The sequence below is a fragment of the Caulobacter sp. ErkDOM-C genome, assembly GCF_048541825.1.
GTDB lineage: Bacteria > Pseudomonadota > Alphaproteobacteria > Caulobacterales > Caulobacteraceae > Caulobacter.
Genome location: NZ_CP183332.1, coordinates 2,904,290 through 2,929,022 on the forward strand (window position 1 = coordinate 2,904,290; position 24,733 = coordinate 2,929,022).

Below are 24,733 nucleotides of genomic sequence, written 5' to 3' on the forward strand. Positions count from 1 at the left end.
ACGTGCCGGGCGGTGCAGAGGTATGGTTCTTAGAACGACTTGCGCACGGTCAGGCCGTAGGTGCGCGGCGTCGTCGGATAGCCGCTGTAGCTGCCGTCCTGCACCACGGTCGGGAAGGTCGCAATCAGGCTTTCATCCTCGGTCAGATTGCGAACCCAGAGCATGGCTTCAAGGCTGAGGGCCTCGTTGATCAGGCCCAGGCTGGCATTGACGTTGTTCTGACCCCAGGTCGACAGCTCGGGCGGGGTGGTTTCCGTCAGCTGCGTTTTGCTGGTGTAGTCGTATTCGACCCGCAGATAGCCGGCATAACCGTTGCCGAAGTTATGGTTGGCTGTGGCCGAGGTCGAGAGGCTCCACTTGGGAATGCCGGCCGGCGCATCACCGGTCAGATCGCGGAAGTTCGGACGACGACCGGTCGCCGGGTTCAGCGGGCAGCGCACGGTGTCATAGTTCACGCAGGCCGCGCCGGTGAAGGAGTCGTACTTCGGGTCGAGATAGGTGACCGCGCCGGTCAGGGACAGCCAGGACAGGGGGCGGTAGGCGCTGTCGATTTCGAAGCCGCGAACCGATTCCTTGCCGGCATTGACCAGGCTGTAGCCGATGCCCGTGAAGGCGTTGGACTGGAAGCCCTCGATCGCCTGGTCGAACACAGCCACGTTCATGTAGCCGCCCGGGAAGTTGGCCTTCAGGCCCGCTTCAAGCACGGTGACGTCTTCGGGGTTGGCGCTACGGCCGACGCCGTTGGCATTCGGCGGACGGCTGTCGGACGACAGGTTGAACGCCCCGGCCTTCCAGCCCGTCGAGTAGCTGAGATAGGTGTTGATGCTGCCGAAGTCATAGGCCGCACGAACAGAATAGGTGACCTTGTCAGCCTTCAGCTTCCCCGACTCCGTGGCGTTGGGGAAATTGACCGGCGCATGGTTGGCCGTGTTGCCATAGTAGAACTGCAGACCACCGAGGGCGGCATACAGGCTGCCCGGCAGGCCCAGGGCCGAAAGCTGCGGCACGGCGCTGAGGTTCAGCGACGAGAAAGGGTCCTTGAGGACGACGCTCGAGGTGGCGTCCTTTTCGTCGCTCAGGAAGGCCAGACCGCCGGTCAGGGTCAGCTTGTCGGTGACGGCATAGTCAGCCTGGCCGAACAGCGAGAACGAGGTCTGATCCATCGTATAATAGTCATCGATGCCCTGGCCGGCCTGGAAATAGGTCCGGCCCGGAACGACCGAAGGCGTGACCAGGCTCTGCAGGAACTCGAGCGCATAGATGTTGGAACGGCCGGCCAGAGCCGGACGCAGGGGCGCGGGCAGAGCGCCCAACAGCGCCGCCGGCACCGGTCCGCTCAGACCTTCGGCGAAGCCCCGAATGTCCTTGCCGAACGCGATCGTGCGGCCCGTGTCGAGCTTTTCGTTCTGGTAGAAGCCGCCGACCAGCCAGCTGAGCGGACCGTCGCCCTTCGAGGCCAGGCGCAGTTCCTGGGTGAAGGTCTTGATCGTGTTGCCAAGATCGTTGGTGGCCAGGTCGGCGCCGGAGAAGTCGATATCCTGGAACGACGCGGCGTTCTGCTTGCGATAGGCGGTGATCGCGGTCAGGGCGGCGAAACCGAAATCATGGTCGATCTGGCCCGAAACGCCCTTGCCCGACAGGGTATTGACCGGATCGCTGGTGAAGGTCACGTCGCGGTTGAACTTGGTGGCCGGGTTGCCGACCTTGGCCCCCAGACCGAAGGGGGCCGGCGCGGCGATGAACTGGGTCGCGGGACCGTTCAGCAGCTGCACCACGGTGCAGCAGACTTCGTTGATCTTGTTGTAGTCGGCGATGATCCGGACCGAGGTCTGGTCGGTCGGGAGCCACAGGACGTCGCCGCGGATCGACCAGCGGTCGCGGTCGTTGACGTCATTGCCGGTGATCACGTTGGTGGCGAAGCCGTCGCGCTTGTTCAGGCCGCCGGACAGGCGGAGCGCCACGCTATCGCTGAGCGGGCCGGTGATCGTGGCCTTGAGCTGCTGCTGGTTAAAGTTGCCGATGCTGACCTCGGCCTTGCCGCCGAAATCGAACTGCGGCTTCTTGGTCACGATGCTGATGGCGCCGGCCGAGACGTTCTTGCCGAACAGGGTCGATTGCGGGCCGCGCAGGACTTCGATGCGCTCGATTTCCGGAAGGTCGTCCAGGGCCGAAGACGACCGCGAGCGATAGACGCCGTCGATGAACACCGCGACCGAGCTCTCGATGCCGTCATTGCCGTTGCCGTTGCCGAAGCCGCGAATGACGAAGTTGGTCTGGCTGACGGCGTTGAACTGCGAAACCTTCAGCGACGGCACCAGGGACTGCAGGTCGATCAGGTCGCGCACCTGGGCGCGCTCGACGGCCTGGGCGCCGGTCACCGAGACCGAGACCGGTACGTCCTGCAGGGTCTGCTCGCGCTTCGTCGCCGTGACGATGATCTCTTCGACGGTCGAGCCCTGCGACTGGACCTGAGCGAATGCGGGGCTGCTGGCGATGAGCGCGACGAGCGAAACGCCGAGCAAATGGATCTTTTTCACGGAAACCTCCCTAAGGTTTTTTCTTCGGGCCGCCGTCATTGCGCCGACCTTCGTTGGCCAAATTTATGGTCACCTAGATATTTTAATGCAAGTTAGACTTTCACGGCGGGCGCTTGCGATCCGCCGTTATCCGTTCGATAGACTCCCAAACGCCACAATAAGGCGCAAAGCGGGGCGGGCACAGTGAAGGGTCAAGACCCTCTCGAGGCGACAGGAACCTATGGTTCCAGGACGTTATCCCACAGCCGCAAGTCGGCCATGAAGCGCGATGCGATCCTTCGGGCCGCCAGCGAGATCATCAATATCAAGAGCTTTGCTCTGGCCACGATGTCCGAGATCGCCGCTAGGCTCGGTCTGCGGGATGCGGCGCTCTACTACTATTACCCCAACAAGCAGGCCTTGGCCTTTGCCTGCCATCTTCAGTCCCTGGAGCGGCTGGAAAACATTCTGGTGGCCACCCTGCGCACGCAAGGCGCGGGGGCGGAAAAGCTCGAACGTTTCCTGCGTGACCTGCTGCATGACGCTGCGGAGAACGGGCCCCTGCTCTATTTCGGCGATCTGTCCTATCTGACCGACGCCCAGCGCGCCGAGGTGTCGGACTGGGGCCAGAGACTGACCAATGACCTGGAGCAGCTGGTCGAGGACGGCATTGTCGACGGCTCGATCGTCGCCTGCGAACCCAAGCTGGTCGTGCAGTTGTTACTGGGTATGCTGATCTGGCTGGTCAAATGGGTGCCCACCGTCCAGGGCGCGACCCCTGACCGGCTGATGGCGGCGATGGGCGTGGTCAGCCTCAAGGGGCTGGAGCCGCGCCGCTCCGCAAAATAGAGTCCCCGCCGTTGTCGGGATCTGTGGAGTCCGCGCGTGCTTGAGGCGAAACTTCCGCCCATTTGATGGAGCCGATCATGTCGCTCGACACCGCCAGCATCGATCCGCAACGCGACCTGGTCCTGACCCGGATCATCGACGTCCCCGCCGACAAGCTGTTCAGGTGCTGGACCACGCCAGACCTGCTGACCAAGTGGTTCTGCCCGCCGCCCTGGTACTTCTCCAAGGCGGTCATCGACGTGCGCACCGGCGGAAACAGCCTGATCACCATGAACGGCCCCAACGGCGAGGTCATCGACAATCCGGGCGTCTATCTGGAAGTAATCGAGAACCGCAAGATCGTGTTCACCGACGCCTTCACGCAAACCTGGAAGCCGTCGGCCAAGCCCTTCATGACCGGCATCATCACCTTCGAGGACCTTGGCGACGGGAAGACTCGCTACACCGCCATTGCCCGCCACTGGACGGTCGAAGACCGCCAGACCCACGAGCAGATGGGCTTCACCGACGGCTGGGGCATAGCCGCCGACCAGATGGCGGCGCTAGCGGCGACGCTCTAAGAGCGAGGTCTGGCTACCTCACGCGCACTTGCTCCAGCCGTTCATGTCGAGGTGGAAGTGATCGCGGTGCTCGGCGTTGTAGTCGGGGCTCAGGGTGGTCAGGAACACCCGGCACGCGCCGTCGCGCACCCGGCGCAGGAACTGGCCCCTGGGGCCCGGATCGGTCCAGTCACTCGCCACCGATATCCGGCTGCCGTCGGCCAGTCGAAAGCCGGCAAGGTCGATAGCGCCGGCCAAAGCGTGCTCGCTGACCGGCCCGCTGGCCTTGCCGTACATGCGCCGGCAGGAATAGGCGCCATAGTGCTCCAGCCCCGTGACGCCCTGGCCCAGCAGTTCATAGGCTGCGGGTTGCACGACCTGGCGCTCCCAGATCGACAGGGCCAGGGCCTCCTTGCATACCATCGGCGCGTCGGCCGGGATCAGCGGCGCCATGCCGGATTCGATGCGCAGGGCGTCACGCACCACGCAGAAATCGCCCTCGGTCCTGTCCGGCAGATCCAGATAGGTCAGACCGGCCTTGGCCAGGATGGCCCGACAAAGCTCTGGGTCGCGACCGCTGCGGGCGGCCTTGATGCGGGTGGCCATGCCCACCGGGTCGACCACGCTCAGCGTCTTCCACGGCGCATGCTGGGTGGGAAGGGTGCGCTGCGCCAGCAGGGCCATGATCGCCACCAGAGACCAGAGCAGCACAAGGCCGGTCAGCCGCGCCAGGCGCGTCTGATGTCTGGCGTGGCGCTCGATGCGCGGATGGCGCGGTACGCGATAGGCCATGGGGCGGGGGAGCGCCTTGCAAAGGTTAACGCCGCACCAAGCACGAGCCAGGCCCGCCGTTCAACCGGCAAACCGCCTCATCGACCCGGTCCGGCTCGCCCGGACTTGGCGAGGCGGCTGGAAAAGGGCATCACCGCCTGCCCATGTCCTCGACGCCCGACCAACCCGCCCTTCTCGACCGCGCGCTGCTGCCACGCTTTGCGTTGCTGTGCCTGGGCATCTGGCTGAACGCAGCCGATACGCTGGTGACAGCGACCATCATGCCCAGCGTCGCGCGCGAGATCGGCGGCTACCAGTATTTCGGCTGGTCGGTTGCGGCCTTCCTGATGGGCTCCATCGTCGCCGGGGCCTGCAGCGGCAAGCTGTCGGTCGCCCTGGGCCTGCGGCGGGCCACCCTGCTGGCCGGGATCGCCTATGCGGTCGGCTGCGCGATGAGCGCGCTGGCCCCGGAATTCATCACCTTCGTGGTGGGCCGGCTGGTGCAGGGCCTGGGGGCCGGCGCGGTGGTGGCGCTGTGCTATGTGGCCATCACCGCCCTCTTCCCCGAAAGCCTGTGGCCGCGCGTCTATGGCGCGGTGGCCGGCGTGTGGGGCGGTGCCACCCTGCTGGGTCCGCTGGTCGGCGGCCTGTTCGCCCAGGCCGGCTTCTGGCGCGGCGCGTTCTGGATGTTCGTCGCCCAGGCCGTGATCTTCGTGGTCGCCGTGGCGGTCATGCTGCCCTCGGAAAAGCGCGATGAGGGGCGCAACCGCGTTCCGGCCCTGCAACTGACCCTGCTGATCGTCGGGGTCAGCCTGATCGGCCTGGCCGGGGTCGTCGCCTCGCCCGCTGCCGCCATCGCCTTCGCCGTACTGGGCCTGGTCGGGATGGCGGCGATGCTGGCGGCCAATCGCGGGACGCGCGATCGCCTGCTGCCCCGCGCGGTCTCGGACCTGACCACCGCCACCGGCCTTGGCCTGCTGATCATGTTCGCCTGCGAGGCCGCCGCCATCGGCTTCACCGTCTATGGCCCCGCCTTCATCCAGGCCCGCCACGCCGCCTCGCCCCTGATGGCCGGCTATGTCACCGGCGCCATCGCGGCCGGCTGGACGGTCTGCGCCCTGCTGGTCGGGGGTCTGCCGCCGGCGCGCGAGGGCCTGGCGATCCGCACCGGCGTCGGGACCCTGCTGATCGGCGTGATCTGGAGCGCCTGGGCCGTGACGCGCGGCGGTCTGGTCGAGACCGGCCTCGCCTTCCTGGTGATCGGCTGCGGCTTTGGCCTGTGCTGGGCCTTCCTCACCCGGCGGGTGATCGCCGCGGCCCCGGCCGACGAGCAGGCCCTGGCCTCCTCCGCCGTGCCCACCGTGCAACTGATCGGCGGCGCGGCCGGCTCGGCGGCGGCGGGGGCCATGGCCAACCTGCTGGGCTTTGGCCACGGCGTTGAGCCGGCGGCGGCGTATGCCGTGGGACCGTGGCTGTTCGGGGCCTTCGCCCCGCTGGCCCTGGTCGCCTTCGCAGCGGCCTGGCGGCTGGGGCGGCGTTAAGGGCGGGCGGCGAGGATCCGTTCGGCGGCGCTCTGCAGGGTGTCCTCCGCGTCACGCAAAGACGGTCTCGCTCATCACGCGGTCCTGGAGCAGCCGATGCAGGCCATCTTCCGTAACCAGATCGACCGGCCGGCCGAACAGCGCCGCCAGATCACGTTCGAGACGGAAGAACCCGAAGCCCGGAAGCACTGCCGGCGCGTATTCCACCAGCACGTCCACATCGCTGTCCGGCCCCGCCTCGCCGCGCGCGGTCGAGCCGAACACGCCCACGCGCGCGACGCCGTAGCGGTCCAGCAGCGGCTTGGCCGCGCGCAGTCTGGCGAGGGCGTCGTCGAGGGTCATGGGATCAGCCTAGCATAAACCGCCTCACACCTCGACCAGCACCGCGCCTTCCACCAGCTTGACGATGTCGCCCATGATGTCGGTGATCTTGAAGTCCTTGGGCGTGTAGATTCGCGCCACGCCCATCTGCTTCAGGATCAGGGCGTCGGCGTCGGGGATGATGCCGCCCACCACGACCGGGATGTCGCCCAGCCCCTCGGCGCGCATCAGGCGGACGACTTCCTGCACCAGGTCCAGGTGCGAGCCCGACAGGATCGACAGGCCCACGACGTGGGCGCGGCTTTCCTTGGCGCGGCGGACGATCTCCTCGGGGGTCGAGCGGATGCCGTCATAGACGACCTCCATGCCGACGGCCCGGGCGCGAGTGGCGATCTGTTCGGCGCCGTTGGAGTGACCGTCCAGGCCCGGCTTGCCGACCAGATAGGTCAGGGTGCGGCCTAGCACCTGCGAGACCCGCTCGACCTCGCGCTTGACCGCCTCGACATCCTCGGCCTCGCCGGTCGAGACCACAATGGCGACGCCGGTCGGGCCGCGATATTCGCCGAACACCTCGCGCAGGGCGCCGGACCATTCGCCGGTGGTGACCCCGGCCTTGGCGGCCACGATCGAGGGCTCCATGATGTTGCGGCCGTCTTGCGCGGCGGCCTTCAGGTCAGCGAGAGCCGCCTGAACGGCGCCGTCATCGCGGGCCGCGCGCCAGGCCTTGATGCGTTCGACCACGCCGGCCTCGAGGCGCGGATCGACGGTTTCGATCGAGCTTTCGCCGGCCGACAGGGGCGAGACCTCGGTGTCGGTCCAGCGATTGACCCCGACCACGGTCATGTCACCGGTCTCGACCGAGCGCACCCGCTTGGCATTGGACGCCACCAGCTGGGTCTTCATGTAGTCGATGGCGCTGGCGGCCCCGCCCATCTCGTCGATCAGAGCCAGCTGTTCCAGCGCGCCCTTGCTCAGCTCGGCGACCTTGGCCTCGACCACGTGGGAGCCGTCGAACAGGTCCTCGTATTCCAGCAGGTCGGTCTCATAGGCCAGCACCTGCTGCAGGCGCAGCGACCACTGCTGGTCGAACGGACGCGGCAGGCCCAGGGCCTCGTTCCAGGCCGGCAGCTGCAGGGCCCGGCAGCGGGCGTCCTTGCTCAGCGTCACCGCCAGGGCCTCGATCAGGATGCGGTAGACGTTGTTTTCGGGCTGCTGCTCGGTCAGGCCCAGGCTGTTGACCTGCACGCCATAGCGGAAGCGGCGGGCCTTCTTGTCCTGCACGCCGTAGCGCTCCAGCAGGATCTGGTCCCACAGCCGGGTGAACGACCGCATCTTGCACAGCTCGGTGACGAACCGCACCCCGGCATTGACGAAGAAGCTGATCCGCGAGGCGACGATCTCGAAGTCCTGCTCGGGCACCTGGCCGCCGGCCTTGACGGTGTCGAGCACGGAAATGGCGGTGGCCAAAGCAAAGGCCAGCTCCTGCTCCGGCGTCGCGCCGGCCTCCTGCAGGTGATAGCTGCAGACGTTCATCGGGTTCCACTTGGGAACCTCGATATAGCACCAGGCGATCATGTCGCCGATCAGCCGCAGGCTTGGGCCCGGCGGGAAGATGTAGGTGCCGCGCGACAGATATTCCTTGATCAGATCGTTCTGCGTCGTGCCCTGCAGCAGCGCCCGGTCGGCCCCCTGCTCGTCGGCCAGGGCCACATACATCGCCAGCAGCCAGGCGGCCGGAGCGTTGATGGTCATCGAGGTGTTGGACTGCTCCAGCGGGATCTGGTCGAACAGCTGGCGCATGTCGCCCAGATGGCTGATCGGCACGCCGACCTTGCCCACTTCGCCGCGCGACAGGATGTGGTCGGGGTCATAGCCGGTCTGGGTCGGCAGGTCGAAGGCCACCGACAGGCCGGTCTGGCCCTTGGACAGGTTGGCGCGGTACAGGCTGTTGGACTTTTCGGCCGTCGAATGGCCGGCATAGGTGCGGAAGATCCACGGCGCATCGGGCGCATGCTGATACGGCTTGGCGGACATGGCGGGCTCCCGGCGCTTATCGTTCTTGATTACCGTCGATCATGATCCGGGATTTTTTGCGGCGCAACATTCATTTCGCGAGTGCGAAATCGCTCGCCGACACCCATCCCGGACTTCAAGACCCGAGGAGCGCTCAGGCCGCCACCCTCTCCTCGCCCGGCTCCAGCGTCGCGATCAACGCCACCAGCTCGGCCCGCCGGGCCTGGGCGGCGGCGATGTGGGCGTCGACCTCGGCCAGCTTGGCGCGCAGCTTCTGGGGCAGGGCGTCGCAGACCTTGCCCTCCAGGGTCGCGTGGCCGGCGATCTCCTTCAGCGAAAAGCCCAGCCGCTGGGCCTGCTCGATGAAGCCCAGGGTGGCGATCAGGCTTTCGGGATAGTCGCGATAGCCGTTCCCGCCACGCGGCGCGGGCGGCAGGATGCCCTGCGCCTCATAGAACCGGATGCGCGAGGCCGACACCCCGGCGCGCTTGGCGATCTCGCCGATCTTCATTCCACAGGCCTCCGAAAGGGCGCTTGACCTTCAACCTAGCTTGAAGGTGTAGAAGGTGCGATCCACTAAGCCAAGGTCAAGACGTCATGCTCACCGCCGCCTTCGAGCCCCTGTTCGCGCCCCTGGCGCTGCCGAACGGCGCCGTGCTGCCCAACCGCATCGCCAAGGCGGCGATGGAGGAGAATCTCGCCGCCGAGGGCCAGGTTCCCGGCAAGGCGCTGTGGACCCTGTACCGGCGCTGGGCCCACGGCGGGGTTGGCCTGCAGATCACCGGCAATGTGATGGTCGATCCTTCGGCCATGACCGGCCCGGGCGGCGTGGTGCTGGACGCCCGCGCGCCGCTGGCCCCGTTCGAGACCTGGGCCCGCGAAGCCAAGTCGGGCGGCGGTCTGGTCTGGATGCAGATCAACCATCCCGGCCGCCAGACCTATGCCGACCTCGGCCAGGGCGCGGTGGCCCCGTCGGCGGTGCCGGTCGATATCGGCAAGTTCTCCAACCTGCTGGCCCAGCCCCGCGCCCTCACTGCTGAAGAGATCGCCGGGATCGTCGAGCGCTTCGCCGTGACCGCACGCCGGGCCGAGGAAGCCGGCTTCGACGGGGTGCAGGTCCACGCCGCCCACGGCTATCTGCTCAGCCAGTTCCTCTCGCCCCTGGTCAACCGCCGCGAAGACGCCTGGGGCGGCTCGCGCGAGAACCGCGCCCGGATGCTGTTCGACGTGATCAAGGCCGTGCGGGCCCGCGTCTCGCCGCGCTTCGCCGTGGCCGTGAAGCTGAACTCGGCCGACTTCCAGAAGGGCGGCTTCGACGCCGATGACGCCCGCTGGGTGGTGGAACAGCTGAACGGCATGGCCGTCGACCTGGTCGAGTTGTCCGGCGGCAGCTACGAGAGCCCGGCCATGCAGGGCTCCCCCTCGGACTCGGGCCAGGGCGAGGCCCGCCCCAAGACCTCGACCGCCGCGCGCGAGGCCTATTTCGTCGATTTCGCCCGCGACATCGCCAAGGTCGCCAGCATGCCGATCATGGTGACGGGCGGGGTGCGCCGCCGCGAGGTCGCCCTGGCGGCCCTGGCAGCCGACGGCGCCTTGCCGGGCGTGCCGGTGGTGGGCATCGCCCGCGCCCTGGCCTTCGCGCCCGACCTGCCCAAGGCCTGGCGCAAGCCCGAAGGCTTGGATGTCACCCTGCCCGAAGTCACCTGGAAAAGCCGCGAGCTCTCCGGCCTGGCCGTGATGGCCCTGACCAAGGCGCAGATGAACCGCCTGGCGGCGGGCAAGGCGCCCGCCCGCAAGCTCTCGCCGGTCCTGACCCTGGCGGGCCAGCAGATGAAGCAGCGCGCCCAGGGCAAGCGTTACCGCGCCTGGCGGCTGAAAAACCCCTGAACGCGCTGAGTCGGCGGCCCCGTCAGGCCAGCTTGGCCAGGGCCGAGGCGATCTTGTCCTTCAGGTCCAGGCGCTGCTTCTTGAAGTCCTCGAGGATGGCGTCGGCCACCGCTTCGATGTTGGTCTCCATCCGGTGAACGGCGCGATTGACCTCGTGGTAGCCCTCAACAAGCTTGGCGAAGTGGGCGTCGCTGGTCTTCAGCGCATGGATGCGGTCGGCGTCCTGGGGAAACTCTTCGTGCAGTTCGTGGGGGGTGTTGCTCATGGCTCAGGACTTCCCGGGAAATGGACGCCCCTCTTGGCGCCGACCTCATCCTGCGCGAGCACGCGCAGGCCCGCTTTGCGGTCGATCAATCCGACGGACTTCCGCCTCAGGTCCGCTGAAACACCGCCGCTCGTTTGGCCATGAACGCGGCGACGGCCTCGGCGTGGTCGGCGCTGGCCACCAGCGCGGCCACATCCGCCTTGCCCCCGGCAACCGCCCGCTTGGCGGCCTCGACCGCCAGGGGGGCGCGCGAGGCGATGCGGTCGGCCAGGTCCAGAGCGGCCGGCAGCAACGCGTCGGCCGCCTGCACCTGGCTCACCACCCCGTCCGCCAGGGCCCGGGCCGGATCAAAGCTGGCGCCGGTCAGCAGATGCGCCTTGGCCCGCGCCTCGCCGATCAGGCGCGGCAACCGGACCACCGACGCCATCAGCCCGATATTCACGCCCGAGGCCGCGAAACTGGCCCGGTCGCTGGCGAGGCGGATGTCGCACGACAGGGCCAGTTCCAGCCCGCCGCCCAGGCACCAGCCGTCGATGGCCGCGATGATCGGCACGCGGCAGGCCTCGACCTTGTCCATCAGCACGTTGAAACCCAGCACCGCCTCCAGCTGGCCCGCGCCGCGCCCGGCCGCCTCGCGCAGATCATCGCCCGCGCAGAACGCGCCGTTGCGTCCCGTCAGCACCACCGCCCGCACGTCGAGGTCGGCGTTGATCGCGTCCAGGGCCTCTTCCAGGCCGAGGCGAAGCGCCATGCCCAGCCCGTTGGCGGGCGGCCCGTCCAGTTCCAGCAGGACGATGGCAGCGCGGGGACGGGAGACATGCAGGGTCGGGCTCATGGCCAAGCCTCGCCGATCGCCAGCCGCTTGAACAGCCTTGGCCGCGACAAGGCGACGCTCATGCTGCGTCGCACAAGTTTCCGCTTGCCAGTTTCAAACAGTTGTCTCAGCTTAGGCCGCTTCGAGGTCGATTTGTCCGCCTCGGAACCAAAAACGATGGGTTGGCGATCGGTTTTTGCCATTGTGACCACCCGCGCGCAGCCGAGTTGAGCTTTCGGACGTTGTTGCAACGCAACGAACAACGGGGCCGAAGGAAACGGGGAGTGACATGACGACCACGACGCTTGAGAAGTCGCCGCTTAAGGATCTCTACGAGATCGGCGAGATCCCTCCGCCCTTCCACGTGCCCGCCAACATGTACGCCTGGAGCATCCGCAAGGAGCGCCACGGCAAGCCCACCCAGGCCATGCAGGTCGAGGTGGTGCCCACCTGGACCATCGGCGAAGACGAGGTTCTGGTCCTCGTGATGGCCGCCGGCGTCAATTACAACGGCGTCTGGGCCGCGCTCGGCGAGCCGATCAGCCCGCTGGACGGCCACAAGCAGCCCTTCCACATCGCCGGTTCCGACGCCTCGGGCATCGTCTGGGCGGTGGGGGCCAAGGTCAAACGCTGGAAGCTGGGCGACGAGGTGGTCATCCACTGTAACCAGGACGACGGCGACGACGAGGAGTGCAACGGCGGCGACCCGATGTTCTCCACCAGCCAGCGCATCTGGGGCTATGAGACGCCGGACGGCAGCTTTGCCCAGTTCTGCCGGGTGCAGTCGCGCCAGCTGCTGCCGCGCCCCAAGCACCTGACCTGGGAAGAGGCCGCCTGCTACACCCTCACCCTGGCCACCGCCTATCGCATGCTGTTTGGCCACAAGCCGCATGAGCTGCGGCCCGGCCAGAACGTGCTGGTCTGGGGCGCCTCGGGCGGTCTGGGCGTGTTCGCCGTGCAACTGGCCGCCGTGGCCGGCGGCAACGCCATCGGCGTGGTCAGCTCCGAAGACAAGCGCGAGTTCGTGCTGTCGATGGGGGCCAAGGCGGTGCTGAACCGCAACGAATTCAACTGCTGGGGCCAGCTGCCGACCGTCAATGGCCCCGAATTCAACGACTACATGAAGGAAAGCCGCAAGTTCGGTAAGGCGATCTGGCAGATCACCGGCAATCGCGATGTCGACATGGTGTTCGAGCACCCCGGCGAGGCGACCTTCCCGGTCAGCGTCTTTGTGGTCAAGCGCGGTGGCATGGTCGCCATCTGCGCCGGCACCAGCGGCTTCAACCTGACCATGGACGCCCGCTTCCTGTGGATGCGCCAGAAGCGCGTGCAGGGCAGCCACTTCGCCAACCTGATGCAGGCGTCGGCCGCCAACCAGCTGGTCATCGACCGCCGCGTCGACCCGTGCCTGTCGGAAGTGTTCCCCTGGAACGACATCCCCGCCGCCCACGAGAAGATGCTGGCCAACCAGCATCTGCCCGGCAACATGGGCGTGCTGGTCTGCGCTCAGCGTCCGGGCCTGCGGACGTTTGAGGAAGTGCAGGAGCTGAGCGGGGCGATCTAGGGCGGCCCGCGCCAGACCCGCCGCAAAGGAAGGTTGGCAATCGCCCCGCGCGGACGCACAGTCTCGAACAAATGTTCGGGGGAGATGCGTGATGGGATTTGCGGGCAAGGCCGGCTTGACGGCTGTTGGACTGGTGCTGGCCGTGGCCGGCGTCGTGGCGGTGCGGACCGCGACCTTCAAGGCTCCGGCCGCGGTCGACGTGGCGGGGGCCAGGCTGGCCGCCGGACGCACCGTCGACACCACCAAGGCCGCCACCAACCTGGCCCAGGCCATCCGCTTCCAGACCATCAGCCACCAGGACCGGGCCGACGACCAGCCGGCCGAGTGGGACAAGCTGCACGCCTGGATGCAGACAACCTATCCCGCCGCCCACGCCGCCCTGCAGCGCGAGGTGCTGGCCGGGCATACGCTGGTCTACACTTGGCCCGGCTCGAACCCGGCCCTGGCCCCCATCGTGCTGATGGCCCACCAGGACGTAGTGCCGGTGACGCCGGGCAGCGAAGGCGCGTGGACCCATCCGCCCTTTGCCGGCGTGGTGACCGACAACGCCGTCTGGGGTCGCGGCGCGATCGACGACAAGGGCTCGCTGATCACCCTGTTCGAGGCACTGGAGGGTCTGGCGGCCGGCGGCTTCAAGCCCGTCCGCACCGTGATCATCGTCAGCGGCCATGACGAGGAGGTGCGCGGCGTCGGCGCGGTCGCGGCGGCGGCCCTGTTCAAGTCGCGTGGGATCAAGGCCCAGTTCGTGCTCGACGAGGGCATGGTCGTGGTCGAGGACCACCCCGTCACCGGCAAGCCCACCGCCATCATCGGCACGGCCGAAAAAGGCTACGCCACCCTGAAGGTCACGGCCCCGGCCATCGGCGGCCACTCCTCGGCCCCGCCGGAGGAGACGGGTGTCGCGACCCTGTCGCGGGCCGTGCTGGCCATTACCGACAAGCCCTTCCCGATGAAGTTCGCCGGCCCGGGCGCCGACATGCTCAAATCGATCGCCCCGCACGCTTCGCCGGTGGTCAAGATGGCCGCCGCCAATACCTGGCTGTTCGCGCCCCTGCTGATCCAGGTCACCGCCAAGACCCCGGCCGGCGCGGCCATGCTGCACACCACCATCGCCCCGACCATGCTGAAGGGCTCGCCCAAGGAAAACGTCCTGCCGCAGGACGCCACCGCCTGGATCAATTACCGCATCGCGCCGGGCGACAGCTCGGCCAAGGTCATGGCCCAGGCCAAGGACGCGGTCGGCAAGCTGCCGGTAGAACTGGCCTGGACCAAGAAGCCGGAGGAGCCGTCGAGGGTCTCGTCAACCCAGTCGGAGGCCTGGAAGACCCTGGCCGGCCTCGCCGCCGACGAGAGCCAGGCTCCCGTGGTGCCCGGCCTGGTCACCGCCGGCACCGACAGCCGCTACCTGGCCCCGGTGGCCAGCGACGTCTATCGCTTCCAGCCGCTGGTCCTGAGCATCGACGAGACCAAGATGATCCACGGCACAGACGAGCATATCAGCCTGGCCAATGTGGAGCGGATGGTGCGGTTCTATCAGCGCCTGGTCGAGACGGCGGCGGGGCGGTAGGTCCCATCCCCAAAGCGTCGTGAAAAGTCAGCAAACTGGGCTATAAGACCTGCATGCCCGACGACGCTTCGCCCGCTCCCCAGTCCGCCCCAAAGTCCGCTCCCGCCGCCAAGTTCGGCGAGGGCTTCGTCATGGACGCCTGGTACGTGGCTGCCCTGTCGCCCGACCTCAAGGCGGGCAAGATGGAGCACCGCGAACTGCTGGCCGAGCCTGTGCTGCTGGGCCGCACGAAAGCCGGCGCCGCCTATGCCATCCGCGACGTCTGCCCGCACCGCGCCGCCGCCCTGTCGGCCGGCAAGGTCAGGACCGAGGCTGACGGCGGCGAGAGCATCGAGTGCCCCTATCACGGCTGGCGGTTCGGCACGGACGGGGCCTGCACGGCGATCCCTTCGCTGACCGCCGACAGCGACCTGGACATCAGCAAGGTGCGAGTGCGCCGCTATCCGGTGGTCGAGCAGCAGGGCCTGGTCTGGATCTGGATGTCGTCGGACGCCCGCTTCGACGGCGAGCCGCCGGAGGCCCCGCCGGTCATTCCCGGCGTGGTGGGCGGCAAGCCCAAGCTGGTCGACGCCCTGGACTACGACATCCATATCGACCACGCCGTGCTGGGCCTGATCGACCCGGCCCATGGCCCCTATGTGCACCAGCAATGGTGGTGGCGCACCACCGCCAGCCAGCACGAGAAGACGAAGCGCTTCGCCCCGTCGGAGGCCGGCTTCACCATGGTGCGGCACGAGCCGTCCAAGAACTCCAAGGCCTATGCCATCCTGGGCGGCGAGCCCCTGACCGAGATCACCTTCCGCCTGCCCGGCCTGCGCTGGGAGCATGTGACGGTGGGCAAGAAACAGGTGCTGGCCCTGTCGGCCATGACCCCGATCAATGCCAACAAGACCCGCATGAACCAGATCATGTGGTCCGATCACTGGGCCTTCACGGCCCTCTATCCGATCATCCGCATCGCGGCCCGGGCCTTCCTGCGCCAGGACGGCTATATTGTCGGCGTCCAGAGCCAGGGCCTGCAGTCCAACCCGCCGCTGATGTGGGTGGGCGACGCCGACCAGCAGGCCCGCTGGTACCAGCAGTGCAAGCGCGAGTGGCAGGCCAGCCGCGCCGAGGGCCGGGCCTTCGTCAATCCCGTCCAGGACACCGTGCTGCGCTGGCGGACCTGATCGCCAGACTGGGTCGGCGGCTGGGACGCAGCCTGGTCACCCTGCCCTCGGCCAGCGGCTGGCTGTTCTGCGCCGCCGTCTGCGCGGCGACCCTGCCGGTGATGGCCGCCATCGGTTTTTCCACCGGCCTCTATCACCTGACGCCAACCCAGCCTGACCTGGCGCTCCGCATGCTGACGGTCTTGTTCGTTCCGGCCCTGGGCGAGGAAATCGTCTTTCGGGGCCTGCTGACGCCGGGTCGCCACGAGTCGCCAAGGCCCGCGCTGCTGATCGCAATCTCGACCGGTCTCTACACCCTATGGCACGCGGCCGAGGCCCTGACCTTCCTGCCCGGCGCCGCGGGCGTGTTCCTGCGTCCCGACTTCCTGCTGTGCTGCGCGGTACTGGGCCTGGCGTGCGCGATCCTGCGCTATCGGACCGGCTCGCTGTGGCCGGCGGTCCTGCTGCACTGGGCGCTGGTCGTGGCCTGGCAGACCTGGTGGGGCGGCGTCAGCGCCCTGGGCTGAGCTAGAGCGTCGCGCGGAAAAGTGGACGCCGGTTTTCCGCAAAAGCGACGCGAAATCAAAAACCTGGAGCGGGGCGTGCGATTCCATTATCGCGCGCCCCGCTCCAGTCAAAGTAAAGCCCGCCTGGTCGGGGGGACCAGACGGGCTCGTGCTTGGAACGCGGAGAGGGACGGAACCGCGTTCCAGACCTCTATGACTTAAGCGCGGTAGACATAGGCGCTGGAAACGTAGCCGACGCCAACGCCGTCCTGGCCGACCAGGATCCACTTGCCGTCATCGGTGCGACCCAGGGCCTGGAAGGTCTGGCCGGCGGCGACACCGCCCACCTTGGCGCCGCGGCTCGAGGCCGAGGCGCGCAGGTTCAGGTTCGAGCGGGCGACATACTTGCCCTTGATCTGGGTGACCGGCTGGGCCTGGACCGCGTTGGCGAAGCGCACGCCGTCATACTTGTAGGCGCCGCCGACAGCCTGACGGGCGTCGTTCTTCTGCATGCTGCAGCCGACAAAGGAGCCGGCCCCCGCGCCGACGACAGCGCCGATCGCCGTCCCGGTTCCGCGGTCATTCTTGGCCAGGTTCGAGCCGGCGGCAGCACCCAGCAGAGCGCCGATCACGGCGGCGGTTTCCTGCTTCTTGCCCGAAGCCTGGCAGCCGACGACGCCGCCCAGGCGCTGCTCGACGGCGAAGGCCGACGGAGCCGAAACCAGGGTCAGGGCGCTGGCCGAGGCGGCCAGGGTCAGGGCGATGGTCTTGAAGGTCTTGAGGCTGGTCATGTCGATAGTCCTTGTCCCGATGGAATGTGTCCGGGGTCATCAACCCCGTGAGACAGACCATGACAGGGTGAAGCTGAACGGGGTCGAGGACCGCGCGGACAGATTTCGTTCATGTTGAAAAAACTTTGCCCCGCACAACCGCACGAGGCGCCGCCTTGCTCGCCCCGCGGTTCCGACTAGGGTGCGCCCGCCATTTCAGTCGCCCCGGGGCCCCCATGTCGTTCCAGTCCAGATCCGTGACGCTCGCCCTGACCCTGACCGCCCTGGCGGCCCTCTCGGGCTGTGACAAGCTCCCCGGCGCCGCCAAGCCGCCGGCCGAAGCGGCCAAGCCTGTCTCACCGGCGACGTCCGCCGCCGCGCCGGAGCCGGAGCTGCCGCAGTTCGACCTGTACGCCGCACGTGACGCGGGGCGCGTCGGCGAGGCCAAGTTGCTGAAGGAACTGGGCCAGCCGGACGCGCGCAAGGGTCCGACCCTGACGCTGCAGCACAACGGCCAGCCCGGCCTGACCGTGACCGACGACGAGGAAACCTACGAGCTGTTGACGAATGTCATTCAGGTGCCGACAGCCATGGGCGTGCAGACCGTCTACGAAGTCACCACGGACTATTTCGCTTCGCCCGACGGGCCCTTCGTCACCTACTATGACAAGCGAGGCGTCAAGATCGAGTCTGCCGACGGCGGCATCTGGCGGGGCGCCGTGCTCGCCATTTCGGTGCAGGACGAGATCTTTGAGGCGGATGACGACGGCCGCGCCCGCACCGAGCTGCGCGACTGGTCGACAAAGCCGCACCGCAAATTTGAGTTCAAGTCGCGCTGTATGACCATGGAATGGATCAGCGATACCGAGATCAAGGGTTACTGCCTGCGTCCGGCCAGCGACGAGGCCAATCCGGGCATGGAGCTGCCAACCGGCGGCGAACAGACCGAGGCGGTCTTCACGCGCGTTGGACCCAACGCCTGGCGGGTGCGGGAACTGAGCGCGCCCAAGGCCAAACTGATCAACTTCCCGGACAACCCGCCGACCGCCTATGACGAGACGGTCAAGGGCGTGGCCTATACCGGGAACCAGTAGTCGCGAAGGGGGCGGTTCGCGCTAGCCAAGTCCTCTCCCTGAAGGGGGAGGCGGCCGAAGGCCGGAGGGGGAAGGCCGGAGGGGGAAGGCCGCAAAGAGCCAGCAGTCACTTCCCCCTCCGTCGGCCCGAAGGGGCCGACACCTCCCCCGCCAGGGGGAGGACCTAAGGGGATAGACCGCGCTGTATCCCCGCTCTTTCCAGAGCAAACTCCATCCCAATCAACAGCTTGTGAAATAGTTGAGCGCGCCGATCAGACGCGTCGAAATCGCCCGCATACTGATCTCACCCCAAGGCAAGGGAAGGGACGTCGGCCGGCGACCTGACGGGCTTTGGGATGTGGTCGAGCGGGAAGCGCCCGCCGTGGTCTTGAATGACAGCCTTCGTGACGGACTGGACGGGCTGCCTGCAATATCGGCACGAAAACCCAGCGGCGAGGGAACGGAGAGCGCAGCAGGCATGGGCTGAAATCGCCCATGCGGTCCGGACGGGGTTAGCCGCCCCTCCGCCCGTCGAGGGCTTAGCTACCGGAGCGGGTTAAAACCCCGCCAGCCCGGCGATGCTCCCGAATAACGGCTGCGCGGAGCGTCTGTCTTCGTCGAAACGGTATCAATCTACTCCCTCATCCGGGCGCAGCCCGGACGCTCCGCGACCCTTCCCAACTCCTTCAGTGGCTGACGCCGCGTGAGGCTGAGAAGTCGTGTCCGCCAGATAGATGCTCCCCTCTCTGGGGGAGCTGTCGCGGAGCGACTGAGGGGGCCATCGCCGCCATCTCGGAGCTGGCCCCCTCCGGCCCTCCGGGCCACCTCCCCCAGCGGGGAGGATCACCGCGAAGCGGGCGCGGAGAAAGCTGGCGCCCCTAAGCCCCGAGGGCGTAGGGTCCGCTCTTGTCCAGGGCCGTCTTCCAGGCCGGGCGGGCATGCATGCGCTCGATCCAGGCGGCCATGTGCGGATACTCCGGCAGCTTGCCCATGGCCTTGGCGACCTCGGGGACGAAGCTCATCTGGATATCGGCGCCGGTCAGACTGTCGCCGACGAAGAACGACCGGCCGGCCAGGCTGTCATTGACGAAGGCCAGGTGGTTGGCGATCTCGGACTGGATACGCGGCTGCAGGGGCGCGCCGCCTTCGCCCAGGCGGCCGACATACATGTTGAGCATCAGGGGCAGCATGGCCGAGCCCTCGGCATAGTGCAGCCACTGCTGATAGCGGTCGTAGTCGGCGCTGGCCGGATCGGGGGCCAGACGGCCTTCACCGTGACGACGGATGACGTAGTCGATGATCGCGCCGGACTCGATCACGGTCAGGTCGCCGTCGACGATCACCGGCGACTTGCCCAGCGGATGCACGTCGGTCAGCGACGGCGGAGCCAGGCGGGTCTTGGAATCGCGGGTGTGAAACACGATCTCATAGGGGAGGCCAAGCTCCTCCAGCAGCCACAGAACGCGCTGCGAGCGGGATTCGTTGAGGTGGTGAACCTTGAGCATGTTTTGTCCCCGTATTGTGGTTTTATGCTGCACTGCGGCATTGCTCGCAGGTGCGAAAAGCGCCAGAGTGAAAGAAAACAACCGTTTGGCTCAGGGGAGCAAGTGATGACTGCGACGATCGCTCAAGATAACAGCTCGATCATTCTCCCCGACCTGACGGGCCTGCTACGCGAGGCCGCCACGGCCGCCCAGGCGTTTGTCGACAAGGTCCACCCGATCGTGAAGGCCCGGATCGCCGGTCCGGACGGCAAGGTCGATCGCAAGCTGGCGGACCTGGAACAGCACGTCGTTCACGGCTTTGGCTGGTACGCCTCCTATGCCGAGCTGCTGAACCAGGTGGCTGGCTGGGCCGAGCGCCTGGAGGCCGGCGGCCGTTTCACCGAGATCGAGGCCCTGCTGGCCCAGCTGCTGTTCGCCGAATACGCCACCCAACTGGTCGGCGGCATCGCCATGAACCAGGGCGAGATGATCCGCCCCGTCGACATCACCGATGACCGCGGTGTGATGAACCTGTTGTTCGCCCCGGCCCTGGTGACCCTGATGACCAAGGGCGGCGGCCAGGCGGTGAAGACCGCCATCGCCAAGCGCCTGGCCGAGGCGCGCGGCCGTCCCACGCTGGAAAACACCGGCCTGGACGAAACCTTCGAGATGATCCGCGACCAGTTCCACGCCTTCGCCGAGGAAAAGGTCACGCCCTTCGCCCACGAGTGGCACCTGAAGGACGAGCTGATCCCGCTGGAACTGGTGCAGGAATTGGGCGATCTAGGCGTGTTCGGCCTGACCATTCCCGAGGAATATGGCGGCAGCGGCATGGGCAAGACCGCCATGTGCGTGGTCTCCGAAGAGCTGTCGCGCGCCTGGATCGGCGTCGGTTCCCTCGCCACCCGCTCGGAGATCGCCGGCGAGCTGATCCTGACCGGCGGCACCGAGGCCCAGAAGCAGTACTGGCTGCCGCGCATCGCCAGCGCCGAGATCCTGCCCACCGCCGTCTTCACCGAGCCCAATACCGGCTCGGACCTGGGGGCCCTGCGCACCCGGGGCGCGCTGGACGGCGACCACTATGTGGTCACCGGCGCCAAGACCTGGATCACCCACGCCTCGCGCGCCGATGTGATGACCCTGCTGGTCCGCACCGATCCGGCCACCACCGACTATCGCGGCCTGTCGATGCTGCTGGCTCCCAAGCCGCGCGCCACCGATGACGAGGACTTCCCCGCCCCCGGCATGAGCGGCGGCGAGATCGGCGTGATCGGCTATCGCGGCATGAAGGAATATGAGCTGGCGTTCGACGGCTTTACCGTGCCGGCTGAAAACCTGCTGGGCGGGGTCGAGGGTCAGGGCTTCAAGCAGCTGATGGCCACCTTCGAGAGCGCCCGCATCCAGACCGCCGCCCGCGCCGTCGGCGTGGCCCAGTCGGCGCTGGAGGTGGGGCTGTCCTATGCTATGGACCGCAAGCAGTTTGGCCAGGCGATCTTCGAGTTCCCCCGCGTGGCCAACAAGCTGGCGATGATGGCCGCCGAGATCATGGGCGTGCGCCAGCTGACCTATTTCGCCGCCGCCCAGAAGGACGAGGACAAGCGCTGCGACATCGAGGCCGGCATGGCCAAGCTGATCGCCGCCCGCGTCGCCTGGGCCGCCGCCGACAACGCCCTGCAGATCCATGGCGGCAATGGTTTTGCCACCGAGTATGTGATCAGCCGCGTGCTGGCCGATGCCCGGATCCTCAACATCTTCGAGGGCGCCGGCGAGATCCAGGCCCAGGTGATCGCAAGACGTCTGCTGGACGGCGGGAACTGATCGGGCCCGCTCATTCCGCGAAAGGCGGGATGAGCGGTCGTCTATGCCCCTTGTCGGCCCGCCAGGCATCAGCATAGCCTGCGCCCGCACCCAAGGACGCATCATGATCGCCACGACCCGCCGCGCCGCCCTGCTTTCCGCCCTGGCCACCGGCGGGCTCGCCGCGTTCGGCGGATCAGCCCGGGCCCGGGAAACCGGCTCGGTCGCCGCCGCGGTCGACCAGTACGCCCAAGACGTCATGTCCGCCTTCCCCGACCAGCCGGGCCTGGGCGTCGCCGTGGTCGAGAACGGCCAGATCACCCTGGCCAAGGGCTATGGCGTCCGACGTCTGGGCGCTCCGGTCCGGTGCGACGAGAACACCCTCTTCGGCATCGCCTCCAACACCAAGGCCATGACCGCCGCCGCCCTGGCCATGCTGGTCGAGGACGGCAAGGTCGCCTGGGACGCGCCCGTCACCCGCTACCTGCCCGACTTCGCGATGAGCGATCCGGTGGTCACCAAGCTGATGACCGTGCGCGACCTGCTGGTCCACCGCAGCGGCCTGACGCTCGGGGCCGGGGACCTGATGATCTGGCCGGCGCCCACCCACAGCCGGGCCGAGATCGTCGCGGGGCTCAAATACCTGCCGATCGGCAGCCCGTTCCGCGGCGGCTACGCCTATGACAACGTGCTCTACGTCGCGGCCGGCGAGGTGGTGGCCGCGGTCACGGGCAAGCCGTGGGAAGACTTCATCCAGACCCGGATCCTCAACCCTCTGGGCATGACCGACACGGTGACCACCCCGGCCCAGATCGACAAGACCCGCCGGGCCGAGCCGCACTGTCGCTTGGGTCCGCCGGTGCGCGGCATGGGCCCGCAGACGGTCCTGCCCTTCGACGACAGCTTCGCCTCGGCCGCCGCTGCGGGCGGGGTCAATACGACGCCGGCCGACATCGGCAAGTGGATGCAGGTGCAGTTGGCCCTGGGTGCCCTGCCCGACGGCAAGCGCCTGTGGAGCGAGGCCACCGCCCGCGAAATGTGGAAGCCGCAGACCATCACGTCCTCGTCCGACGGTCCGACGGCGGAGAACCCCGTGCGGCCCTCGATGCAAGCCTATGCCCTGGGCTGGTTCGTGCAGGACCATCGCGGCGAGCGGCTGCTGTGGCACACCGGCGGCCTGGCGGGCTTCATCTCCTATACCGGCCTGCTGCCCGGTCGGAAGTCAGGCATCATGGTGATGACCAACGCCGAGGAAAACCCGGTGCTGCGCGCACTGCGCTACGGCGGTCCTGACCGCCTGCAGGGTCGCAGCGAGTTTGACTGGATCGCCTCCAGCAAGCGCGTCCAGGCCGAGGCCGACGCCCAGACCATCAAGGATGCCGCAGAGGCCGCGACTCCAAAGGCCGGCAGCAAGCCGCCCGGCCTGCCGCTCGACGCCTATGTCGGGGTTTATCGCGACCCCTGGTACGGCACGGTCACGATCGGGAAAGCCAAAGGCAAAAAGGCGAAAGGCCTGACGGTGTCGTTCGACAAGACCCCGGCCCTGCAGGGCAGGCTGGACCTGTTCGACGGCGAGACCTTCAAGACGGTCTTCGACGACCGCACCCAGGAGGACGCCTTCATCACCTTCGACGTCGAGAACGGCGCCGTGAAGTCAGCCCTGGCCAGGGCTGTCTCGCCCCTGGCCGACTTCTCGTTCGACTATCAGGACCTGCGGCTGACGCGGCAGCCCTGACCCGTCGACCTCAACGCGGTCGCCAGCCCTCGACGATGACCTGGATCTGGCGGTCCATGGTGGCCGACATCACGGACGCATCAGCCATGCTGGCATCGGCGGCCGCCAGTCGATAGTTCCAGGCATAGGCGGCCCGAAGGATCTCGATGGCCAGCGCCTGATCGAGATCGGCGCGGATTTCGCCTCGTCGCACACCCTCTTCGAGGATGTCGTGCAACATCCCGGTCAGGCGCTGATTGCGACCATAGGGCGTGACGCCGGGGTCGATGCTGGGATTATAGGCGGCGGCGATGTGGGCCAGGAACAGCTTCACCCGCCGGGTTTCGAACTCGTAGTGAATGGCGAAGACCGAGCATAGCCTGTCCATCGCCGAGCCCCGCAGATGGGGGATCACCCGGTCGAACTGCGCATACAGCTCGTCCAGCCGCCCCTGCATGACATGGCTGAGCACCTCTGCCTTCGAAACAAAGGTCGTGAAAACGCTGCCGACCGAGACCCCCGCCCGCTCCGCAATCGCGCGGATGGTCGTTTCCTCGTAACCGACGTCGTTGAACAGGTCGCGAGCGGCCTCAAGGACCTTCTCGCGCGTCGCCTGTTTCTGGTCGTCTCTTACGCCCAAGCCCGTCCCCCTCGAACACGCCAGCGTCTAATTACAATCAAGGACGCCCCGCCCCAACGGAGCGCCCTTTAAATCAGGCGCGAGCGCCCGCAAAAATGACTTTCAGTTGATCTGAAAGCCGCGCGAGCAACGCCTCAACCGTCCAGCCATCAAAGACGGCGCGGCGATAGTTGGCGACATACACGTCCCAAGTCATTTCAGCCAAGAGCTTTGCATCGATGCCGATCTTCAGCTGGCCTTGATCGATGCCGCGCTGTGTGACTTCGCCGATCAGGCGGAAGATGTGCTTGAGATCCGCACGGGCGCGGCGCTCGGCGGCCTCGTTGCGGGTCCACGACACGGCGATACTGGCGCGCAGCAGCGGCAGCTGCTCAACGTGGAAGTTGTAGGCGACGCCGAACAGACCCAGCAGAGCCTCGTCGACGGTGGCGGCAGCGCGTGCGGCCTGGATCATCTGAGCGTAGATCACTTCGTAATCAGCGGTCAGGATTTCGTCGAACAGCTCGGTCTTGTCTGCAAAGCTAGCGAACACCGCGCCGGTCGACATCCCTGCAGCCTGGGCGATGTCGCGGATGGTCGCGCCCTCATAGCCCCGCTCGCTGAACAGACGGCGCGCGGCCGACAGGACGCGTTCACGCGTGCGCTGCTTGGCCAGGGCCCGGCGGGTCAGCTTGACGGGAGAGTCGGTGGCCGACTCGATATTGACGGATACAAAGCTCATGCGGCGGCCTCCAGTCGAGCGAGGGCCGCCTCGGCGCGCTTCTCAAACTCAGTGCAATAGTCATCGACAACGTTCTGAAGAACGTCGGCGTAGCGGCGCGCCAGTTGGCGGCCATCTTGCGCGGCGTCGCGCAGGTCGGTGATCAGTTGGCGGACTTCCGCCATGGCGTCTTCGCGTTCGGACGCGGAGAACGCGGCGACGGCTATAGAGGCCTTTGCCATTCTGTTTTCTCC

At 67.3% G+C, this 24,733-nt stretch carries 23 protein-coding genes and 1 pseudogene; 12 read left to right on the plus strand and 12 right to left on the minus strand.

The features are described 5' to 3' along the window. Nucleotides 1-29: 29 nt before the first annotated feature. The gene (locus ACN2C8_RS14030; RefSeq protein WP_419252482.1) at nucleotides 30-2,537 is read right to left on the minus strand and encodes a TonB-dependent receptor; all 2,508 of its coding nucleotides are present in this window, start codon (nucleotides 2,535-2,537) and stop codon (nucleotides 30-32) included. A 258-nt stretch (nucleotides 2,538-2,795) separates the two neighbouring features. Between ACN2C8_RS14030 and ACN2C8_RS14035 the strand changes: the two genes are divergently transcribed. After that, nucleotides 2,796-3,365: a TetR/AcrR family transcriptional regulator gene (locus ACN2C8_RS14035; protein WP_419252484.1), complete on the plus strand. Its 570-nt coding sequence runs from the start codon at nucleotides 2,796-2,798 to the stop codon at nucleotides 3,363-3,365. A 77-nt stretch (nucleotides 3,366-3,442) separates the two neighbouring features. Further along, nucleotides 3,443-3,925, plus strand: a complete 483-nt coding sequence (locus tag ACN2C8_RS14040) for an SRPBCC family protein (protein ID WP_419252485.1) — start codon at nucleotides 3,443-3,445, stop codon at nucleotides 3,923-3,925. An 18-nt stretch (nucleotides 3,926-3,943) separates the two neighbouring features. On the opposite strand, the gene ACN2C8_RS14045 is transcribed toward ACN2C8_RS14040, so the two are convergent. After that, entirely contained in the window at nucleotides 3,944-4,696 is a 753-nt protein-coding gene (locus ACN2C8_RS14045) for an extensin family protein (protein WP_419252487.1), read from the minus strand. A gap of 143 nt (nucleotides 4,697-4,839) precedes the next feature. On the opposite strand from ACN2C8_RS14045, the gene ACN2C8_RS14050 reads away from it, so the two are divergent. Continuing rightward, entirely contained in the window at nucleotides 4,840-6,216 is a 1,377-nt protein-coding gene (locus ACN2C8_RS14050) for an MFS transporter (RefSeq protein ID WP_419252489.1), read from the plus strand. A gap of 51 nt (nucleotides 6,217-6,267) precedes the next feature. On the opposite strand, the gene ACN2C8_RS14055 is transcribed toward ACN2C8_RS14050, so the two are convergent. The 3 genes from ACN2C8_RS14055 to ACN2C8_RS14065 form a co-directional block, all read right to left on the minus strand. Next, a complete protein-coding gene (locus tag ACN2C8_RS14055) occupies nucleotides 6,268-6,558 on the minus strand; it encodes a nucleotidyltransferase family protein (RefSeq protein ID WP_419252491.1) in 291 nt (96 codons plus the stop codon). Between the two features lie 24 nt (nucleotides 6,559-6,582). Beyond that, nucleotides 6,583-8,571: a methylmalonyl-CoA mutase family protein gene (locus ACN2C8_RS14060; RefSeq protein ID WP_419252493.1), complete on the minus strand. Its 1,989-nt coding sequence runs from the start codon at nucleotides 8,569-8,571 to the stop codon at nucleotides 6,583-6,585. 133 nt (nucleotides 8,572-8,704) lie between these two features. Beyond that, the gene (locus ACN2C8_RS14065) at nucleotides 8,705-9,061 is read right to left on the minus strand and encodes a MerR family transcriptional regulator (RefSeq protein ID WP_419252495.1); all 357 of its coding nucleotides are present in this window, start codon (nucleotides 9,059-9,061) and stop codon (nucleotides 8,705-8,707) included. Between the two features lie 86 nt (nucleotides 9,062-9,147). Between ACN2C8_RS14065 and ACN2C8_RS14070 the strand changes: the two genes are divergently transcribed. Beyond that, nucleotides 9,148-10,437, plus strand: a complete 1,290-nt coding sequence (locus ACN2C8_RS14070; protein ID WP_419252497.1) for an NADH:flavin oxidoreductase/NADH oxidase family protein — start codon at nucleotides 9,148-9,150, stop codon at nucleotides 10,435-10,437. 22 nt (nucleotides 10,438-10,459) lie between these two features. Here the strand turns inward: ACN2C8_RS14070 and ACN2C8_RS14075 are convergent, their stop codons facing one another. Together ACN2C8_RS14075 and ACN2C8_RS14080 are read right to left on the minus strand one after the other, a co-directional pair. After that, nucleotides 10,460-10,702 carry a YdcH family protein gene (locus ACN2C8_RS14075; protein WP_419252499.1) on the minus strand — a complete coding sequence of 81 codons (243 nt, stop codon included), beginning with the start codon at nucleotides 10,700-10,702 and terminating at the stop codon, nucleotides 10,460-10,462. Nucleotides 10,703-10,808: 106 nt separating this feature from the next. Then, on the minus strand, nucleotides 10,809-11,537 hold the full coding sequence (locus ACN2C8_RS14080) for an enoyl-CoA hydratase/isomerase family protein (protein ID WP_419252500.1): 729 nt from the start codon (nucleotides 11,535-11,537) through the stop codon (nucleotides 10,809-10,811). A gap of 268 nt (nucleotides 11,538-11,805) precedes the next feature. On the opposite strand from ACN2C8_RS14080, the gene ccrA reads away from it, so the two are divergent. From ccrA to ACN2C8_RS14100, 4 genes are all read left to right on the plus strand, one after another. Beyond that, on the plus strand, nucleotides 11,806-13,080 hold the full coding sequence (gene ccrA, locus ACN2C8_RS14085) for a crotonyl-CoA carboxylase/reductase (protein WP_419252502.1): 1,275 nt from the start codon (nucleotides 11,806-11,808) through the stop codon (nucleotides 13,078-13,080). Nucleotides 13,081-13,171: 91 nt separating this feature from the next. Next, nucleotides 13,172-14,647, plus strand: coding sequence for a M20 family peptidase (locus ACN2C8_RS14090; protein ID WP_419255887.1), 1,476 nt, complete (start codon nucleotides 13,172-13,174; stop codon nucleotides 14,645-14,647). A 53-nt stretch (nucleotides 14,648-14,700) separates the two neighbouring features. Then, the gene (locus ACN2C8_RS14095; RefSeq protein WP_419252504.1) at nucleotides 14,701-15,816 is read left to right on the plus strand and encodes a Rieske 2Fe-2S domain-containing protein; all 1,116 of its coding nucleotides are present in this window, start codon (nucleotides 14,701-14,703) and stop codon (nucleotides 15,814-15,816) included. Then, nucleotides 15,741-16,322: a type II CAAX prenyl endopeptidase Rce1 family protein gene (locus ACN2C8_RS14100; RefSeq protein WP_419252506.1), complete on the plus strand. Its 582-nt coding sequence runs from the start codon at nucleotides 15,741-15,743 to the stop codon at nucleotides 16,320-16,322. The genes ACN2C8_RS14095 and ACN2C8_RS14100 overlap by 76 nt, the downstream gene beginning before the upstream one ends. 197 nt (nucleotides 16,323-16,519) lie before the next feature. Here the strand turns inward: ACN2C8_RS14100 and ACN2C8_RS14105 are convergent, their stop codons facing one another. Beyond that, nucleotides 16,520-17,092: an SH3 domain-containing protein gene (locus ACN2C8_RS14105; protein ID WP_419252507.1), complete on the minus strand. Its 573-nt coding sequence runs from the start codon at nucleotides 17,090-17,092 to the stop codon at nucleotides 16,520-16,522. 215 nt (nucleotides 17,093-17,307) lie between these two features. On the opposite strand from ACN2C8_RS14105, the gene ACN2C8_RS14110 reads away from it, so the two are divergent. Further along, on the plus strand, nucleotides 17,308-18,165 hold the full coding sequence (locus ACN2C8_RS14110; protein WP_419252509.1) for a hypothetical protein: 858 nt from the start codon (nucleotides 17,308-17,310) through the stop codon (nucleotides 18,163-18,165). A 42-nt stretch (nucleotides 18,166-18,207) separates the two neighbouring features. Then, nucleotides 18,208-18,326: pseudogene (locus ACN2C8_RS14115) on the plus strand (hypothetical protein); the annotation flags it as partial. A 696-nt stretch (nucleotides 18,327-19,022) separates the two neighbouring features. Here ACN2C8_RS14115 and ACN2C8_RS14120 read toward each other — a convergent pair. Beyond that, nucleotides 19,023-19,649, minus strand: a complete 627-nt coding sequence (locus ACN2C8_RS14120) for a glutathione S-transferase family protein (protein ID WP_419252511.1) — start codon at nucleotides 19,647-19,649, stop codon at nucleotides 19,023-19,025. A gap of 105 nt (nucleotides 19,650-19,754) precedes the next feature. On the opposite strand from ACN2C8_RS14120, the gene ACN2C8_RS14125 reads away from it, so the two are divergent. Both ACN2C8_RS14125 and ACN2C8_RS14130 read left to right on the plus strand, forming a co-directional pair. Beyond that, complete coding sequence (locus ACN2C8_RS14125) at nucleotides 19,755-21,446, plus strand: acyl-CoA dehydrogenase family protein (protein WP_419252513.1); 1,692 nt, start codon at nucleotides 19,755-19,757, stop codon at nucleotides 21,444-21,446. Nucleotides 21,447-21,549: 103 nt separating this feature from the next. Next, nucleotides 21,550-23,160: a serine hydrolase gene (locus ACN2C8_RS14130; protein ID WP_419252515.1), complete on the plus strand. Its 1,611-nt coding sequence runs from the start codon at nucleotides 21,550-21,552 to the stop codon at nucleotides 23,158-23,160. 10 nt (nucleotides 23,161-23,170) lie between these two features. On the opposite strand, the gene ACN2C8_RS14135 is transcribed toward ACN2C8_RS14130, so the two are convergent. The 3 genes from ACN2C8_RS14135 to ACN2C8_RS14145 form a co-directional block, all read right to left on the minus strand. Beyond that, the gene (locus ACN2C8_RS14135) at nucleotides 23,171-23,779 is read right to left on the minus strand and encodes a TetR/AcrR family transcriptional regulator (protein WP_419252517.1); all 609 of its coding nucleotides are present in this window, start codon (nucleotides 23,777-23,779) and stop codon (nucleotides 23,171-23,173) included. A 73-nt stretch (nucleotides 23,780-23,852) separates the two neighbouring features. Then, a complete protein-coding gene (locus tag ACN2C8_RS14140) occupies nucleotides 23,853-24,500 on the minus strand; it encodes a TetR/AcrR family transcriptional regulator (RefSeq protein ID WP_419252519.1) in 648 nt (215 codons plus the stop codon). Next, on the minus strand, nucleotides 24,497-24,721 hold the full coding sequence (locus ACN2C8_RS14145; RefSeq protein WP_419252521.1) for a hypothetical protein: 225 nt from the start codon (nucleotides 24,719-24,721) through the stop codon (nucleotides 24,497-24,499). The genes ACN2C8_RS14140 and ACN2C8_RS14145 overlap by 4 nt, the downstream gene beginning before the upstream one ends. Nucleotides 24,722-24,733: the final 12 nt, after the last annotated feature.

Bases quoted from the DNA above. Each gene is read 5' to 3' on its own strand.
- ACN2C8_RS14035 (WP_419252484.1), top strand. From the start codon at position 2,796: ATGAAGCGCGATGCGATCCTTCGGGCCGCCAGCGAGATCATCAATATC.
- ACN2C8_RS14040 (WP_419252485.1), top strand. From the start codon at position 3,443: ATGTCGCTCGACACCGCCAGCATCGATCCGCAACGCGACCTGGTCCTG.
- ACN2C8_RS14045 (WP_419252487.1), bottom strand. From the start codon at position 4,696: ATGGCCTATCGCGTACCGCGCCATCCGCGCATCGAGCGCCACGCCAGA.
- ACN2C8_RS14050 (WP_419252489.1), top strand. From the start codon at position 4,840: ATGTCCTCGACGCCCGACCAACCCGCCCTTCTCGACCGCGCGCTGCTG.
- ACN2C8_RS14055 (WP_419252491.1), bottom strand. From the start codon at position 6,558: ATGACCCTCGACGACGCCCTCGCCAGACTGCGCGCGGCCAAGCCGCTG.
- ACN2C8_RS14060 (WP_419252493.1), bottom strand. From the start codon at position 8,571: ATGTCCGCCAAGCCGTATCAGCATGCGCCCGATGCGCCGTGGATCTTC.
- ACN2C8_RS14065 (WP_419252495.1), bottom strand. From the start codon at position 9,061: ATGAAGATCGGCGAGATCGCCAAGCGCGCCGGGGTGTCGGCCTCGCGC.
- ACN2C8_RS14070 (WP_419252497.1), top strand. From the start codon at position 9,148: ATGCTCACCGCCGCCTTCGAGCCCCTGTTCGCGCCCCTGGCGCTGCCG.
- ACN2C8_RS14075 (WP_419252499.1), bottom strand. From the start codon at position 10,702: ATGAGCAACACCCCCCACGAACTGCACGAAGAGTTTCCCCAGGACGCC.
- ACN2C8_RS14080 (WP_419252500.1), bottom strand. From the start codon at position 11,537: ATGAGCCCGACCCTGCATGTCTCCCGTCCCCGCGCTGCCATCGTCCTG.
- ccrA (WP_419252502.1), top strand. From the start codon at position 11,806: ATGACGACCACGACGCTTGAGAAGTCGCCGCTTAAGGATCTCTACGAG.
- ACN2C8_RS14090 (WP_419255887.1), top strand. From the start codon at position 13,172: ATGGGATTTGCGGGCAAGGCCGGCTTGACGGCTGTTGGACTGGTGCTG.
- ACN2C8_RS14095 (WP_419252504.1), top strand. From the start codon at position 14,701: ATGCCCGACGACGCTTCGCCCGCTCCCCAGTCCGCCCCAAAGTCCGCT.
- ACN2C8_RS14105 (WP_419252507.1), bottom strand. From the start codon at position 17,092: ATGACCAGCCTCAAGACCTTCAAGACCATCGCCCTGACCCTGGCCGCC.
- ACN2C8_RS14110 (WP_419252509.1), top strand. From the start codon at position 17,308: ATGTCGTTCCAGTCCAGATCCGTGACGCTCGCCCTGACCCTGACCGCC.
- ACN2C8_RS14120 (WP_419252511.1), bottom strand. From the start codon at position 19,649: ATGCTCAAGGTTCACCACCTCAACGAATCCCGCTCGCAGCGCGTTCTG.
- ACN2C8_RS14125 (WP_419252513.1), top strand. From the start codon at position 19,755: ATGACTGCGACGATCGCTCAAGATAACAGCTCGATCATTCTCCCCGAC.
- ACN2C8_RS14130 (WP_419252515.1), top strand. From the start codon at position 21,550: ATGATCGCCACGACCCGCCGCGCCGCCCTGCTTTCCGCCCTGGCCACC.
- ACN2C8_RS14140 (WP_419252519.1), bottom strand. From the start codon at position 24,500: ATGAGCTTTGTATCCGTCAATATCGAGTCGGCCACCGACTCTCCCGTC.
- ACN2C8_RS14145 (WP_419252521.1), bottom strand. From the start codon at position 24,721: ATGGCAAAGGCCTCTATAGCCGTCGCCGCGTTCTCCGCGTCCGAACGC.